We start from the raw sequence: 15231 nt of genomic DNA, 5'->3' as shown, positions 1-15231 counted from the left end.
CATCAGCCGCGTTGCCGGCAAGCTAGACGCGTGATGGTGCGCGAGTGGGACCCCCGAACCGCGTCGTCCGCCGAGATCTCGTCTCTGCTGGACTGTCTCAACCAGGTTTTCCGGACCGATCTTCCGGGCGACCCGCTGTGGCGACCACATTTTCTGCGGGAGTACCTGACCGAGACGATGCCGGGGGTCCGCCGGATCTGCTGGCTCGCGGAGCAGCCCGACGCGGGCGGCGGCACCGAGGTCGTCGGGCACGTGAACGTCCTGCTGCTCGGCGACATCGGTGTCCTGGAGATCCTGGTGCGTCCGGACGTGCGGCGGACCGGCCTGGGCCGGCAGTTGCTGGCGCTCGCGGTGCGGCGGGCGTACCACGAGGGTTTCAGCTCGGTCGGTGTCGAGGTGATCGGCGACACCTGCGCGGTGGAGTTCTACGAATCGTTCGGGTTCGCCCGGCAGTTCCGGGAGATCCGCAGTGTCCTGCGGCTGGCCTCGGTGGACTGGGCGGCGATCGAGAAGATGGCCCAAGACGCGGTCAGCGGCTACGAGGTGGAGTTCCACCCCGGTGGACCGCCGGACGATCTCGTCGAGGCGTACGCCCGGACCAAGGCCGAACAGAGCGACCCTGCCGACGGTGACCTGGACCTGCGGCCCAGTTCGTACGATCCGGAACGGCTGCGGGAGAGTCTCGCCTGCCTGCACCGACGGGGCATGACGCCGTACATCGTGCTGGCCCGGCACTCGGCCAGCGGCGAGGTCGCCGGTCTGACCGAGGTGGTGGTGCCGGCGCAGCATCCGACCCGCGCCGACCAGTACGACACCATCGTCGCCCAGGCACACCAGGGTCGCGGCATCGACCGGGCGATCAAGGCGCGAATGCTGCTGGAACTGCGGTCCGTCGAGCCGGCGCTGACCGAGGTGCAGACCTGGAACGCCGAGGGCGACGAGGAGATCATCGGGATCAACACGGAGATCGGCTACCGGTCGGACCGGGACTGGTGGGACTACGGTGCGGACATCCCGATGCTGATGCACCGCCTAGGGGTGGGCAACTGAACCCTGTCCGGCTGCCGACCGACCAGGGCTTCGCCGGGTCAGCCGGTCTGCGCCCCGGCCGGGTCAGCCGGCCAGGGCTTCGGCCGCCTCGACCGCCCAGTAGGTGAGGATGATCTGGGCGCCGGCCCGCCGGATCGACGTCAACGTCTCCATGATCACCCGTTCCCGGTCGACCCAGCCGTTGGCGGCCGCCGCCTCGACCATCGCGTACTCGCCGGAGACCTGGTAGGCGGCGACCGGGACGTGCACCCGCTGGCGGACCGCCGCGATCACGTCCAGGTAGGGCAGCGCGGGCTTGACCATCACCAGGTCCGCGCCTTCGGCGACGTCCAGCTCGACCTCCCGCAGCGACTCCCGTAGGTTCGCCGGATCCTGCTGGTAGGTGCGTCGGTCGCCGACCAGGGCCGACTCCACCGCGTCACGGAACGGACCATAGAACGCCGAGGCGTACTTCGCCGCGTACGCCAGCAGCGCGGTGTCGGTGTACCCGGCCGCGTCCAGTGCCCGGCGGACCACGCCGACCTGCCCGTCCATCATCCCGGACGGGCCGAGCATGTCGGCGCCGGCTTCAGCCTGGGCGATCGCCAACTGCCCGTACGCGGCGAGGGTGGCGTCGTTGTCGACGGTGCCGTCCGGGGCGAGCAGCCCGCAGTGCCCGTGGTCGGTGAACTCGTCCAGGCACAGGTCGCTCATCACGACCGTGGCGTCACCGACCTCGGCGACCACGTCACGGATCGCCACGTTGAGGACCCCCGCCGGGTCGGTGCCGGCGGAGCCGACGGCGTCGCGACGGGCCGGCACCCCGAACAGCATGATCCCGCCGACGCCTGCGTCGACCGCCTCGGCGGCGGCCTTGCGCAGCGAGTCCCGGGAATGCTGCAGCACGCCGGGCAGCGACGGGACCGGTCGCGGTTCGCTCAACCCTTCCTTGACGAACATCGGCAGCACCAGCTCGGCCGGGGCCAGCCGGGTCTCCTCGACCAGCCGGCGTACGGCCGCGGTCCGGCGCAGCCGACGGGGCCTGCTCTGCGGGTACGTCATCGACGTGCTTCCCTGGCTCGGTGGAATCGGGCGCTCAGCGGAACCGCAACGCGGTCGGGCCCTGCACCTTGGAACCGCGCCGCTGCTTCGCCGGCATCGCCACCAGCTTCTCCCGCAGCTCCACCGCGTACCCGGCGAGCGCCTCGACCAGGTCCGGTACGGAGGCGTGCGCCGGCTGCACGTCGACCCGCAGGCCGAACTCGGTGGCGGTCTCGGCGGTCTTCGGACCGATCACCGCGACCACCGTGCGGGCGTGCGGTTTGCCGGCGATGCCGACCAGGTTGCGCACGGTCGACGACGAGGTGAACAGCACCGCGTCGAAGCCGCCGGACTTGATCGCGTCGCGGATCTCGGCCGGCGGCGGCGCCGCCCGCACCGTCCGGTACGCGGTGACGTCGTCGACCTCCCAACCGCGCTCGGTCAACCCGGCGGCGAGGGTCTCGGTGGCGATGTCGGCGCGCGGCAGCAGCACCCGGCCGACCGGGTCGAGGATCTCGTCGTGCGGCGAGAACTCCGCCAGCAGCCCTTCGGAGGACTGCTCACCGGCCGGCACCAGCTCAGGCTGGATACCGAAGTCGCGGACCGCGTCGGCGGTCGCCTCACCGATGCAGGCGATCTTGACGCCGCCGAAGTGGCGGGCGTCCAGCCCGTGCTCGGCGAACTTCTCCCACACCGCCCGGACGGCGTTGACCGAGGTGAACACCACCCAGGCGTACCGGCCGTCGACCAGGCCCTTGACCGCGCGTTCCATCTGCGCCGGGGTACGGGGCGGCTCGACGGCGATCGTCGGCACCTCGCACGGGATGGCGCCGTACGCCCGCAGTTGGGCGCTCATCACCCCGGCCTGCTCCTTGGTCCGGGGAACGAGCACCTTCCAGCCGTACAGTGGGCGGTTCTCCCACCAGCTGAGCTTGTCCCGCTCGGTGACGCCGGCACCGAGGGTGAGCACCACCCGGCCGGTGAAGCCGAGCGCCGCCGCGACGAAGTTGTCCACGGTCGACGTGGTCGTGTACTGGGTCTCACCGGTGCCGTCGCCGGTCACCGCGACCGACGTCGCGCCGTCGACGCCGGCGGCGAGCAGTCCGTCCCGCACGGCGGCCAGCTCACCGGCGTCCACGGCGATGGCCAGCGAGCCCCGGCCGATCGCGGCGGCGAGCGCGTCGAAGTCCAGACCGGCCGTGTCGTCGACGTCGGCCACCGTCCGTACCCCCGGCAGCGGGACCCCGGCGTAGCTGGCCACCCCCTCGGCCTGGCTGACCCCGGGCACCACCTCGAACGGCACCGCCGTACGCGCCACCGCCTGCACCTCGGTCACCACGCCGTGGTGACCGAACGGGTCGCCGGCGACGAGCCGGACCGCCGCCTGCCCGGAGCGGGCGGCGGAGATCAGCACCTTGGCCACGTCGCCGGGGGCGCCCTCGGCCGGGCTGAGCTGGGCGTCCGCCTTGGCGTTGGCGCGGACCGCCGCGAGCAGGCTCTCCGGCACAGCACGGTCGAACACCACCTGGTCGGCCTCGACCAGGGCGTCGTGCGCCCGGCGGGTCAACAGGCCAGGGTCGCCGGGGCCGGCCCCCACGAACGCGATGTGGCCTGCGAGCTTACGGGTGCGGGTCATTTATGCTCCCCATGTTCTGGGTCGTCGCGCCGGACCGATCGGGCGCTGAAGGTCGCTGGGTGACCACCCCGACCTGCGCGGCCCCGGTCGGGCCGCCGGGCGTGGTCCCCGGAAGGATCGTGTCGGCACCGGCGTCGAGCAGATCGGCGGCGAGCGCCTTACCGATCTCGGCGGCGGTGTCCGGGGGACCGGTACGCGACAGGCGGATCTCCCGGAGTCCGTCCGGGCTGATCACCGCGCCACGCAGGTAGATCTCGTCGCCGTCATCCCCCTCGGCGACTTCGGCGTACGCCGCGACCGGTGCGCTGCACCCGGCCTCCAGCGTCGCCAGCAACGACCGCTCCGCGATGACCGCGGCCCGGGTCGGTGCATGGTCGAGCACACTGAGCAGCTCGACCAGGTCGGTGTCATCGGCCCGGCATTCCACGGCCAGCGCTCCCTGGGCGGGGGCGGGCAGCATCAGCATCGGGTCGAGGGTCTCGGTGATCTCGTCGAGGCGCCCCAGCCGGGCCAGCCCGGCCCGGGCCAGCACGACCGCGTCGAGATCGGCGCGCGGGCCACGGACCCGACCGATCCGGGTGTCGACGTTGCCCCGGATCGGGGTGACCGCCAGTTGGCGGCCGAGCGCGTTCAGCTGGGCGATGCGGCGCAGCGCCCCGGTGCCGATGGTGGCACCGGGCGGCAGCTCGGCGAGCATCCGGCCGTCCCGGCTGAGTAGCGCGTCGCGGGGATCCTCGCGGGGCGGCACCGCCGCGATCAGCAGCTCGGCCGGTCCGGCGGTGGGCAGGTCCTTGTACGAGTGGACCGCGAAGTCGATCTCCCGCGCGGCGAGCGCGTCGCGCAGCGCGGAGACGAACACACCGACGCCGAGCGCCGCCACGGGTGCCGAGGACCGGTCGCCGGCCGTGACGATCTCCACCAGCTCGACGTCGCGCCCGGTGGCGGCGCGCAGCGCGGCGGCGACCCGGCCGGACTGGGCCATGGCGAGCGCACTGCCCCGGGTGCCCAGCCGCAGCGCGCTCATCGGTCACCTCCGTGCTCCGGCGCGTCGCCGGTCACGGCAGGTGCGCCCGCCGTCAGGTCCGGCACGCTTGATGTCAGGTCCGACACGCCCGCCGTCAGGTCCGGCACGCTTGATGTCAGGTCCGGCACGTCGCCGGCGGTGGAGGTGCCGGGCACCTCCAGGTCGAACAGCTGCCGCAACAGCGCGGCGTACTGGTCACCGCCGGGTTCGGCGGCAAGTTGGCGGACCCGCACGGTCGGCGAGTGCAGCAGCCGTTGCACGACCCGGTGCACGGTGTGGGCGACCTCGGCCCGCTGCTCGTCGGTCAGGTCCGGCCGGCGCTGGGCGAGTCGGCGCAGTTCGGCGCCGACCACGTCGTCGGCGCGCCCGCGCAGCGCCGCCACGGTCGGGGCCACGTCCGCGCCGCGCAGCCAACTGAGGAAGGCGTCCACCTCGGCGGTGACGATCCGGCCGACGGCGGCCGTGTCGGCCGCGGCCGGCGCGTCGGTGAGCGCGTCGGCCAGTCCGTCGATGTCGATCACCGCGACGCCGGGCAGTTCACCGGCGGCTGGTTCGACGTCGCGCGGAACGGCGAGGTCGAGCAGGACCAGCGGCCCGGTCCGGTCGCCCGGCCGCCCGGCGAGGACGGCGGCGACGGTCTGCCGGGTGAGCACCGGTTCGGTCGAGGCGGTCGCGGTGATCACCAGGTCGACATCGACCAACGCGGTGGTCAGGTCGGCGTACGGCACGGCGGTGGCACCGTAGCTGCCGGCGAGCCGGACCGCGCGGTCGTCGCGCCGGTTGGCCACCTGAATCGACGCCACGCCGAGCCGGGCGAGGGTGGCGACCGCCAGAGCTCCCATCGCGCCGGCCCCGAGGACCAGCACCCGCCGGCCGAGCAGCCCCCCGGGCAGCAGGTCTGCACCGACCCGCAGGGCGGCGCTGACGACGCTCTGCCCGGCCCGGTCGATGCCGGTCTCGGCGTGGGCCCGCTTGCCGACCCGCAGCGCCTGCTGCATCAGCTCGTGCAGCAGCCGGCCGGTGGCGTCGGCGTCGTTGGCGACGTGGTACGCGTCACGCAGCTGGCCGAGGATCTGCGCCTCGCCGACGACCATGGAGTCGAGCCCGGCGGCCACCCGGAAGGTGTGCTCGACGGCTGCCTGCCCGTAATGCACGTACAGGTGCTCGGCGAGGTCGTTGGGCTGGCTGCCGGAACGTTCGGCGAGCACCGCGCAGATGTCGGCCAGACCGCCGTGGAAGCCGGTGACCGCCGCGTAGATCTCGACCCGGTTGCAGGTGGAGAGCACGACGGCTGCGTCGACGTACGGCTGGGCGAGCAACCGGCGCAGGGTGACGGGCACGTCGGCCGGGGCGACCGCGAGCCGTTCCAGGGTGGCGACCGGCGTGGTCCGGTAGGACGCGCCGACGACGAGAAGATTCATGAGCCGACCGCCTCCGCTGGGGCGTCGTCGTAGCTGGCCGGACCGGCCACGGTGGCGGTGGCGTCCAACCCGCCGGGGATGGCGGTCAACGCCGAGCTGCGGCGCTCCCGGAACGACGCCGACTTGCGGTGCTCGTGGAACGACAGGATCTGCAGCTCGATGGCGAGGTCGACCTTGCGGACGTCGACTCCGGCGGGAACCACGAGCACGCAAGGAGCGAAGTTGAGGATGCTGGTGACGCCGGCGGCGACGAGCTGATCGGCGACCTGCTGTGCGGCGGTCGCCGGGGTGGCGATCACACCGATCGCGATGGACTCCTCGGCCGCGACGGCCGGCAGGTCGTCGATGTGCCGGACGACCAGCCCGTTGATCTGCTCGCCGACCCGGGCGGCGTCGGCGTCGAACAGGGCAGCGATCCGGAAGCCCCGGCTGGCGAAACCGGCGTAGCCGGCGAGGGCGTGACCGAGGTTACCGACGCCGACCAGCGCGACCGCCCGTCGGTGGGTGAGCCCCAGGACGTACTCGATCTGCTCGATCAGCAGGTTGATGTCGTAGCCGACACCCCGGGTGCCGTACGAGCCGAGCTGGGAAAGGTCCTTGCGCAACTTGGCGGAGTTGACCCCGGCGGCGCTGGCCAGCCCTTCGCTGGAGACCGTCTCGTGACCGGCCTCGGCGAGGGCGTGCAGGGCGCGGAGGTACTCCGGGAGTCGGGCAACCGTCGCCTCCGGGAGGTCTGGCAGCGCCGGAACGGCGTCGACCCGGCCGGACGCGCCTGGCTCGCGGTGCTGACTCATGTGTCTCCGTGCGATGCGATCATTGACCCGCCGGCCCGGCCGGTCAGTCCGGTGCCCCCTGTGGCGACCGCCGTCACCTGTTGTGCTATCGGGGCTCGTCAGGGTTACAGCGTAGGCGCTTGTGAAGGCGTGCACAAATCGCGATCTTGCTCAATGGCGGCGGACGGACCGGTGTCTGCCTGCTGTTCGTCACCAGTGTCACAGCCGATGACAGCAGCCCCATTATTCCCTATTTCCGACTTTTTGTCGGTAGACGCTCCGGACCGGGTAGGGACAACCCCACCCCGACCGGCCAGCCAACGCCAGTGACCGGCCGGCCCAGGCGCACATAACGTGACCGACATGACCACCGCAACCTCCTCCCCTCCGCCGGCACCCCTGCCACGACCGGCGGCCACACCCTCCGGGGTGATGCTGCGCAGGCTGGTCACCGATTCGGTGTACGTACTCGTCGGCATGCCCCTGGCGCTGGTGAGCTTCGTCGTCGGTGTGGTCGGCCTCTCCGTCGGGCTCGGCCTGGTCGTCACCGTGGTCGGGCTGCCGATCCTCACCGGCACGCTGTACGCCGCCCGGGCCTTCGCCCAACTGGAACGGCACCGGATCGCCGCCGTACTGCCGACCCGGGCGTACCGGGCCCGGTACGCCGCCGCCGGTCCGCACACCGGCACCTGGCGGCGGGTGCTGCTGCCACTGACCGACCCGCAGTCCTGGCTCGACCTGGCGTTCGCCGTACTGCGTTTCCCGGTCGCCCTGATCAGCGCGACGGTCACCCTCACCTGGTGGGCCGCCGCGGTTGCGGGTTCGTCGTACTGGGCGTACGCCTGGCTGCTGCCGACCGACGACGGCGACGGCGACGGCCTCGCCGAGCTGCTCGGGCTCGGCGACGCGGCCGCCACCATCGTGGTCCTGCACACCCTGATCGGCCTGTTCTTCGTCGTCACCCTGCCGATCGTGGTCCGTGGCTGCGCCCTGCTGTCGGCCGTACTCGCCCGGGGCATGCTCACCGGCATGGCCGCCATGCAGGACCGGATCAGTGTGCTGGAGGACCAACGGCAGGCCGCGGTCAGCGCCGAGGCGATCGCCCTGCGCCGCCTGGAGCGCGACATCCACGACGGGCCGCAGCAGCGGCTGGTCCGCCTGGCGATGGATCTCAGCCGGGCCCGGGAACAGCTGGCCGTCGACCCGGATGCCGCCGGAGCGGCCCTGGACGAGGCGGTCACCCAGACCCGGGAGACGCTGGCCGAGCTACGGGCGCTGTCCCGTGGGATCGCCCCGCCGGTACTGGTCGACCGGGGACTGCCGAGCGCGCTCGCCGCACTGGCCGGACGCGGCCTGCTGCCGGTCGACCTGTCGATCGACCCGCAGCTCGGCACGCCCACCGACCGTCCCGAACCGGCGGTGGAGAGCACCGTGTACTTCGTCGTGGCCGAGGCGCTGACCAACGTCGCCAAGCACAGCGGCGCCAGCCGGTGCACCGTCACCGTGCACCGGCTCGCCGACCGGTTGACGATCACGGTCACCGACGACGGGGCCGGCGGCGCGCACGTCGCCAAGGGCCACGGGCTGGCCGGCCTGGCCGACCGGGTCCGGGCGCACGGCGGAACGCTGACGGTGACCAGCCCGCCGGGCGGGCCGACCGAGATCCACGCGGAGCTTCCGGACTGACCGGCCGGTGGTAGACATGTCATCCATGCGGGTGGCGATAGCGGACGACTCGGTGCTGCTGCGGGAGGGTCTGGTCCGGCTGCTCACCGAGCACGGCCACCAGGTGGTGGCGGCGGTCGGCGACGGCCCGGCCCTGGTGGCGGCGGTGGGCACGCTACGTCCGGACGTCTCGATCATCGACGTACGGATGCCACCGTCGCACACCGACGAGGGCCTGCGGGCCGCCGTGGCCATCCGGCGGGAGCTGCCCGGCACGCCGGTGCTGATGCTGTCCCAGTACGTCGAGGTCTCCTACGCCGACGACCTGCTCGCCGATCGGGCCGGCGCGGTCGGTTACCTGCTCAAGGACCGGGTCGCCGCGATCGCCGAGTTCCTCGACGCGCTGGCCCGGGTGGCGGCCGGGGGCACCGTGCTGGATCCGGAGGTGGTCGGCCAGTTGCTGGCGCGACGGCGGCGCGACGACCCGCTGCGCACGCTGACCCCGCGCGAGCACGAAGTGCTCGGGTTGATGGCGCAGGGGCGTTCCAACGGCGCGATCGCTCGTCAACTGGTGGTCACCGACGGGGCGGTCGAGAAGCACGTCAACAACATCTTCGGCAAGCTGCGGCTGCCGCCGGACACCGAGCAGCACCGCCGGGTGCTCGCGGTGCTGGCCTACCTGCGCGGCTGACCCGCCAGGGCGACGGCCTCGGTCAGCGTCCGGGCCACCGGCACCCCCCGGGCCCGCAGCCGGTCCGGGTCGGTGAAGCCACCGGCGTACAGGATGCATGTTGCACCGACGTCCTCGGCGGCGTCCGCGTCGTCGATCGAATCGCCGATCAGGACCGTGTCGGCCGGCGCCACGCCCAGCTCCGCCAGGTGCCGGGCGAGGTGTGCGGCCTTACGGTCGCCGCCGACCGCGCCGCGCAGTCCGTCGATCCGGCGGAAGGTCGGGGTCAGGCCGTACGTCTCGACCAACGGCACCAGCTCGTCGTGGAACCACATGGAGAGCAGGGACTGGCTGCCCGGCCAGGTACGCAGCGCCCGTTCGGCGTCCTCGGCGAGGGCACAGCTGGTCAGCCCGGCCCGGTACGCGTCGTGAAAGATCCGGTCCAGACGGCTGAACTCCTCGGCGTCGACGGCCCGGCCGAGCAGGTCGGCGTAGTAGTCGGCGACCGGGCGACGGAAGGCGACGCGGTGCTGCTCTGCGGTGAGCACCGGTCCGTCGACGGTGGCGATCGCCCGGTTGGTGCAGGTGACCACCAGCGACAGGTCGTCGAGCAGGGTTCCGTTCCAGTCCCACACCAGGTGGGTGTCGGTCGCGGCCACGGCCGCACGATACCGGGCCGGCGCACCGGAGCGCGCCGGCACCGTTCCCGGCTCAGGCCGGTCGGCGCAGATCGGCCAGGAGCCGGTCCTCCTCGACCCGCCAGTACCCGTGCTCGCGGTCGTCGAGCAGCACCACCGGCAGTCGCTCCCCGAAGTCGCGCTCCAACTCGATGTCGCTGTCGACGTCGAGCTCCACCCACTCGTCACCGGTCTGGGCGGCGACCCGGGCGATGGCTTCCCTCGCGACCTCGCACAGGTGGCAGCCGGATCGGGTGATCAGGGTCAGGCGTGGGGTAGGGCGCGACACGCCGGGAAGCGTACCGCTTCCCGACAACCGTTGCGTCGGGTAACTGACAGCGGACAGCGTGTGCGACATGGGCACGCCGCCCCGCAGAAATACTTTGTCGTTGTGTAACGGACTCCACACGCGTGGGTGACGTTGGCCCTATCATCGCCTTGGGTCGGCTCACCCGTTTTGCCGTGAGTCGCCACCCCTGCGCCCGAGGAGGCCGCTGTGCCCGTTATCGCACCGCACCACCACCTCAGGGAGGTGTGTCGGTCGACGGAGCGTTCCGCCGCCGCACCGGTGCGCGCCGTCGCCGGCACCCATCTCACCGAGCCAGGTGCCCATGCCCACCAGCTGGCCCGGTCGCCACGGGCAGGAACGGAGGACGCCCGATGAGTGTCTGCTCCCCCACGCTGGCCCGACCGGCGGTCAGCCGCGAGGTGCGCGCCGCCCAGGTGGCCCTCGTCGAAGGGCTCACCCTGCTGCGCGAGTCGATGTACGACATGCTCAGCATCACGATGCGCGGCGACGGGGGCGCCCGCCGCGCCAAACAACGGACCCCGACCCCCAACGAGGTGGCCGGCCGGCACCAGCCGGGCGGCAACGCCATGCCGATCGGCGGCACGGTGGCCACCCCGGCCCGGCCGACGATGCCGACCCAGCCGGACGGCAACGAGGCGGAGACCACGGTCCTGCCGGTCATCCCGGACCAGGGTGGCCGGTCCGGGGGTACGCCGCCCGGCGGCTATCCGGACCGACCGGACCCGTCCGACCCCGCCCGTGAGGTCTGGGGGCTCGTGGAGCGCGCCCAGGCGGGCGAGACCGAGGCGTTCGGGCTGATCTACGACCGGTACGTCGACACCGTGTTCCGGTTCATCTACTTCCGGGTCGGCAACCGGCAGCTCGCCGAGGACCTGACCTCGGACACCTTTCTGCGCGCCCTCAAGCGGATCGGCAGCTTCACCTGGCAGGGCCGGGACCTCGGCGCCTGGCTGGTGACGATCGCCCGCAACCTGGTGGCGGACCACTTCAAGTCGGGCCGGTACCGACTGGAAGTTACTACAGGTGACGTTATGGATGCTGAGCGCGAGGATCGGGGGCCGGAAGGGAGCCCCGAGGCCGCAGTCGTCGACCACATCACCAACGTCGCCCTGCTGACCGCCGTCAAGCAGCTCAACCCCGAACAGCAGGAGTGCATCGTTCTGCGCTTCCTGCAAGGATTTTCGGTCGCCGAGACCGCACGGGCGATGGGCAAGAACGAAGGCGCGATCAAGGCTCTGCAGTACCGCGCGGTAAGGGCCCTGGCCCGACTTCTCCCTGACGGTTTCCAAGCGTGACGGGTCAAACACAGCCAGCAACATCGGTTACCGGCAGTGATGATTCTCGCCACCGACCCGTAACTCAAGTGGCGAGTCAGCCGTTTCTTGGGATGCGACCGGTGGCGCCATCGCGGCACCAGCCACCAGGCACCGCGCCAGGCGCACGGGGTGACCTCCCCAGCCCGCCCGGCCGTGGTCGCACCGGACGGCGGTGACACCGCCGCCGCAGCCGTGACCTGCGAAGGGAGGTGCCCGCGATGAGTAAGCTCACGCTCTTTCGCCGACGCGCCGAGCGGTTCGCACAACTTCTCGACCGTACCGACACCGGCGGCCGGCACCACGTCCGCGATCCGCGCGACGACGAACTGGCCGGGCTCGCCGCCATCAGCCAGCGCATGGCCAAGCTACCCGCGTCACCTGTCGATGGCGTCGACCCGGACTTCCGGGCCCACCTGCGCTCGTTGCTCATCGAGACCGCCGAGCGCGACGGCATCGGCGTCACCGCCCGACCGGCCCCGGAGCTCCCGCTCCCCCGCCAGTCCCGCCCTGCCTGGGCGGCGGTCCGCACCGCCAAGGGTGCAGCCGGGCGGGCAGCCGGGCGGGCCCGGACCCGCGCGGTGATCATCGCCACCGTGGCCGCCGGTGCCATCACCGTCTCCGGCATGTCCGCGGCCACCGAGCAGGCCCTGCCGGGCGACACCCTGTACGGGATGAAACGATCCACCGAACGCGCCCAGCTGGCGCTGGCCCACTCCGACACCACCCGTGGCCAGCTCTTCCTCGGATTCGCCGAGGTACGGATGGCCGAAGCCCGGATCGTGCACGACCAGCCGACGGCGTTCGCGGCCGTACTCGACGACATGGACGAGCAGATCCGCCACGGGGTGCGCCTGCTCACCACCGCCGCCACCGAACACCACGACCGGGCACCGTTGGATGCGATCGACGCCTTCGTCACCGCCCAACGAGGGGCGCTGCGCCAACTTGCCTCCGGTGCCAGCGCGACCGCCACCCGCGCAGCCGACACCGTCACGTTGCTGGATTCGGTACGCGCCCGGACCCAGGCCCTGCGCAACGGGCTGACCTGCGCCCCGTCCGCGACCGTGACCAGCTACGACATCCTCGGCCCGCTACCGGTCACCTGCCAGCCCAACCAGCGTTCCACCGACCCCGGCAACCGGGCCGGGATCCAGCAGGCGGTCCCGTCGGCCACCGAGGTGCCTACCGACGTCACCGGCACCAGCATCGCGCCCGCCGCCGGTGCCGGCCAGTCGCCGCTGACCGACCAGCCGTCGTCCGCACCGCAGCAGCCGACCCTGGCCGAGCCGCAGGTCGGCGACGCCGAGCCGACCCTGCCGTACACTCCCCGCCCGGCGGTCAAGGACAACCCCACCGACCGGTGAACGGCAGCTGAGCCACCACGACGGTGGTCGACGAGACCAGATCGGGGCCTGACGACAGCGCGGTCGCGGGCCCCGATCGGCATGCGGCGACGGGAATCCACCGGCCCTACGGGCTAACCTCGTCTCCTGGCCCTACCGGCTGGCCTCGTCTCCCCGGCCCTACGGGCTAACCTCGCTCGAGGGCGACCGGAGCCGTGATGGACGGAGTGATGTTGGCGTGGGCCGTACCCGCAGGCTGACCATCAGCACCGACGCCGCCGGCCGGACCGCGGGATGGGCGACCGCCGAACCCGACGGCACCCCACCGACGACACCGCACCCCCGCGCGGCAGCCTTCTTCGACATCGACAACACCATGCTGCGGGGTGCCTCCATCTACTGGCTGGCCCGTGGCCTGGCCGCCCGCAACTACTTCACCACCACCGACCTCGCTCAGTTCGCCTGGCGACAGGCCCGGTTCCGGCTGCTCGCCGCGGAACACGCCGGCGACCTGTCCCGGGCCCGGGAAGCGGCGCTGGCGTTCGTCACCGGCTGGCGGGTGACCGACGTCGAGCGGCTGGCCGAGGAGATCTTCGACGAGCTGATGGCCCCCCGCATCTGGTCGGGCAGCCGGGCGCTGGCCCAACGACACCTCGACGCCGGCCAACGGGTGTGGCTGGTCAGCGCGACACCGGTGGAGATCGGTCGGGTGATCGCCCAGCGGCTCGGGCTCACCGGTGCGCTCGGCACCGTCGCCGAGGTCGTCGACGGCGCCTACACCGGTCGGCTGGTGGGCAAACTGATGCACGGACCGGCCAAGGCCGAGGCGCTCGCCCAGCTCGCCACCGTCGAAGGGCTCGACCTGCACCGGTGCAGCGCCTACAGCGACTCCGCCAACGATCTGCCGATGCTGTCGGCGGTCGGGCACGCCGTCGCCGTCAACCCGGACACCGCGCTGCGCCATCAGGCCCGGGAACGCGGCTGGCAGGTCCACGACTTCCGGACCGGTCGCAAGGCGGCGCGGATCGCGGTACCGTCGACGGTCGCCGCCGGTTTCCTGGCTGGCGCGGTGACGGCTGGCCTGGCCCTTCGCCGCCGCCGGGCGTCCGGTTGATCCGGTCGGCACCGACAACAACGACGTCAGGAAGGTCATCGGGTGACGGTCACCGCACGCCCGGTCGAGTCGACCGGGGCGCCCAGCCAGCCGGCCGGGCGGCACCGCCGACCCCGCCCCTGGCACCTCGCCGGCCTGGCCGCCGCGCTGGCGGCCGCCGTACTGCTGGTCGCGCTGCCGCAGGCCGGACCGACGGCATCGGACGAACCGGAACGGCTCCGTACGTTGACCGAGGTCTGGCCGGACGCCGAGGTCGTCGAGTTGTCGGCGAACCTGCCGGACGGGCCGGCGTACAGCCCGGTGCTGTTCCTCGACGGCGGCACCTCGGTCGGCACCTCGCCCAGCCCGGACGGCACCGCGCTGCGGCTGGTGGTCCGCACCGGCGAGGCCGTCCGTGAGCTGCGCCGACTGCCGCTGAGCGCCACCCCGCAGTACGGCGGTTTCACCGTCGACGGGCCCACCCTGGCCTGGTCCGAATCCGTCGCCGACGCCGACGGGCAGGGCCGCACCGAGATGTGGGCCGCCGAATGGGCCGGCGACGCCGCGCCCCGGCGGCTCACCGCCGACACCGGCGACGTCGTCTTCTTCAACTCCCAGTACGACATGGTGATCAACGACGGTCGGCTGCACTGGGTCGCCGTCGCGCCCGACCCGGAGCCGGCGACCGAACTGCGCTCGGTGCCGTTGACCGGCGGCGCGGTCGACGTGCGGACCGATCCGGGGGCCTGGGCGTTGTCGGCCTGGCCGATGATGGTCAGCGCCGGCAGCGGCGAGACCGGCCCGATCCGGGTCCGTGACCTGGAGCAGCGGCGGATCACCGACGTCCCGGCCGGCCCGACCGAGCTGGTCACCTGCGGGCCGAGCTGGTGTCGGGTGCTGGTGCTGGCAGCGGACGGACCGGGCCGCATCGACCTGATGCGCCCCGACGGTACGGACCGGCGGCGGATCGGCGACGGTACGGTCACCGCCAGCACCATCGACGTCGCCGTGCTGGACCGGTTCGAGGTGCTGTCGCTGTCGGCGGCACCGAACGCGCTCACCAACGCCCAACAGTTGATCGTCTACGACCTGCAGCGGGACGAGGCGGTCGTGGTCGCCGACGAGGTCGGCATCGTGCTCTGCCGCGGCGGCGTGCTCTGGTGGTCGGTCGGCGACAACGAGACCGCCGGCTGGCAGGTGCTGGATCTGCGTACCCTGCTCGACTGAGCCGCG

General features: G+C 72.6%; 13 protein-coding genes and 1 pseudogene. 7 read left to right on the top strand and 7 right to left on the bottom strand.

Annotated elements, in window-relative coordinates; genetic code table 11:
• Positions 1-33 precede the first annotated feature (33 nt).
• The gene (locus tag O7623_RS24805) at positions 34-1050 is read left to right on the top strand and encodes a GNAT family N-acetyltransferase (protein WP_282229550.1); all 1017 of its coding nucleotides are present in this window, start codon (positions 34-36) and stop codon (positions 1048-1050) included.
• 63 nt (positions 1051-1113) lie between these two features.
• Here the strand turns inward: O7623_RS24805 and hemB are convergent, their stop codons facing one another.
• The 5 genes and pseudogenes from hemB to O7623_RS24780 form a co-directional block, all read right to left on the bottom strand.
• Positions 1114-2091 carry a porphobilinogen synthase gene (gene hemB, locus O7623_RS24800; protein ID WP_282225389.1) on the bottom strand — a complete coding sequence of 326 codons (978 nt, stop codon included), beginning with the start codon at positions 2089-2091 and terminating at the stop codon, positions 1114-1116.
• Positions 2092-2125: 34 nt separating this feature from the next.
• Positions 2126-3706 (bottom strand): uroporphyrinogen-III synthase, encoded by a 1581-nt coding sequence (locus O7623_RS24795; RefSeq protein ID WP_282225388.1) that lies wholly within the window; start codon positions 3704-3706, stop codon positions 2126-2128.
• Between the two features lie 112 nt (positions 3707-3818).
• Positions 3819-4730, bottom strand: a pseudogene (gene hemC, locus O7623_RS24790) (hydroxymethylbilane synthase); the annotation flags it as partial.
• Entirely contained in the window at positions 4727-6151 is a 1425-nt protein-coding gene (locus tag O7623_RS24785) for a glutamyl-tRNA reductase (protein ID WP_282225387.1), read from the bottom strand. The pseudogene hemC and the gene O7623_RS24785, both read right to left, overlap by 4 nt.
• Positions 6148-6945 carry a redox-sensing transcriptional repressor Rex gene (locus O7623_RS24780; protein ID WP_282225386.1) on the bottom strand — a complete coding sequence of 266 codons (798 nt, stop codon included), beginning with the start codon at positions 6943-6945 and terminating at the stop codon, positions 6148-6150. The genes O7623_RS24785 and O7623_RS24780 overlap by 4 nt, the downstream gene beginning before the upstream one ends.
• Positions 6946-7287: 342 nt before the next feature.
• On the opposite strand from O7623_RS24780, the gene O7623_RS24775 reads away from it, so the two are divergent.
• Together O7623_RS24775 and O7623_RS24770 are read left to right on the top strand one after the other, a co-directional pair.
• On the top strand, positions 7288-8610 hold the full coding sequence (locus O7623_RS24775; protein ID WP_282225385.1) for a sensor histidine kinase: 1323 nt from the start codon (positions 7288-7290) through the stop codon (positions 8608-8610).
• Positions 8611-8635: 25 nt separating this feature from the next.
• Positions 8636-9280 carry a response regulator transcription factor gene (locus tag O7623_RS24770; RefSeq protein WP_282229549.1) on the top strand — a complete coding sequence of 215 codons (645 nt, stop codon included), beginning with the start codon at positions 8636-8638 and terminating at the stop codon, positions 9278-9280.
• On the opposite strand, the gene O7623_RS24765 is transcribed toward O7623_RS24770, so the two are convergent.
• Both O7623_RS24765 and O7623_RS24760 read right to left on the bottom strand, forming a co-directional pair.
• Positions 9265-9918, bottom strand: a complete 654-nt coding sequence (locus O7623_RS24765) for an HAD hydrolase-like protein (RefSeq protein WP_282225384.1) — start codon at positions 9916-9918, stop codon at positions 9265-9267. The genes O7623_RS24770 and O7623_RS24765 overlap by 16 nt on opposite strands.
• 52 nt (positions 9919-9970) lie before the next feature.
• Positions 9971-10225 carry a glutaredoxin family protein gene (locus tag O7623_RS24760; protein WP_282225383.1) on the bottom strand — a complete coding sequence of 85 codons (255 nt, stop codon included), beginning with the start codon at positions 10223-10225 and terminating at the stop codon, positions 9971-9973.
• 473 nt (positions 10226-10698) lie between these two features.
• Between O7623_RS24760 and O7623_RS24755 the strand changes: the two genes are divergently transcribed.
• The 4 genes from O7623_RS24755 to O7623_RS24740 all read left to right on the top strand — a co-directional run bounded on the left by O7623_RS24755 (position 10699) and on the right by O7623_RS24740 (position 15225).
• Positions 10699-11541, top strand: a complete 843-nt coding sequence (locus tag O7623_RS24755; protein ID WP_282229548.1) for an ECF subfamily RNA polymerase sigma factor, BldN family — start codon at positions 10699-10701, stop codon at positions 11539-11541.
• 239 nt (positions 11542-11780) lie between these two features.
• Positions 11781-12926 (top strand): DUF5667 domain-containing protein, encoded by a 1146-nt coding sequence (locus tag O7623_RS24750; protein WP_282225382.1) that lies wholly within the window; start codon positions 11781-11783, stop codon positions 12924-12926.
• Between the two features lie 217 nt (positions 12927-13143).
• The gene (locus tag O7623_RS24745; protein ID WP_282225381.1) at positions 13144-14019 is read left to right on the top strand and encodes an HAD-IB family hydrolase; all 876 of its coding nucleotides are present in this window, start codon (positions 13144-13146) and stop codon (positions 14017-14019) included.
• Between the two features lie 42 nt (positions 14020-14061).
• The gene (locus tag O7623_RS24740) at positions 14062-15225 is read left to right on the top strand and encodes a hypothetical protein (protein ID WP_282225380.1); all 1164 of its coding nucleotides are present in this window, start codon (positions 14062-14064) and stop codon (positions 15223-15225) included.
• The last annotated feature ends 6 nt before the right edge of the window (positions 15226-15231 follow it).

It is taken from the genome of Solwaraspora sp. WMMD791 (assembly GCF_029581195.1).
Lineage (GTDB): Bacteria > Actinomycetota > Actinomycetes > Mycobacteriales > Micromonosporaceae > Micromonospora_E.
This window is presented reverse-complemented; position numbering and strand designations above follow the sequence as displayed.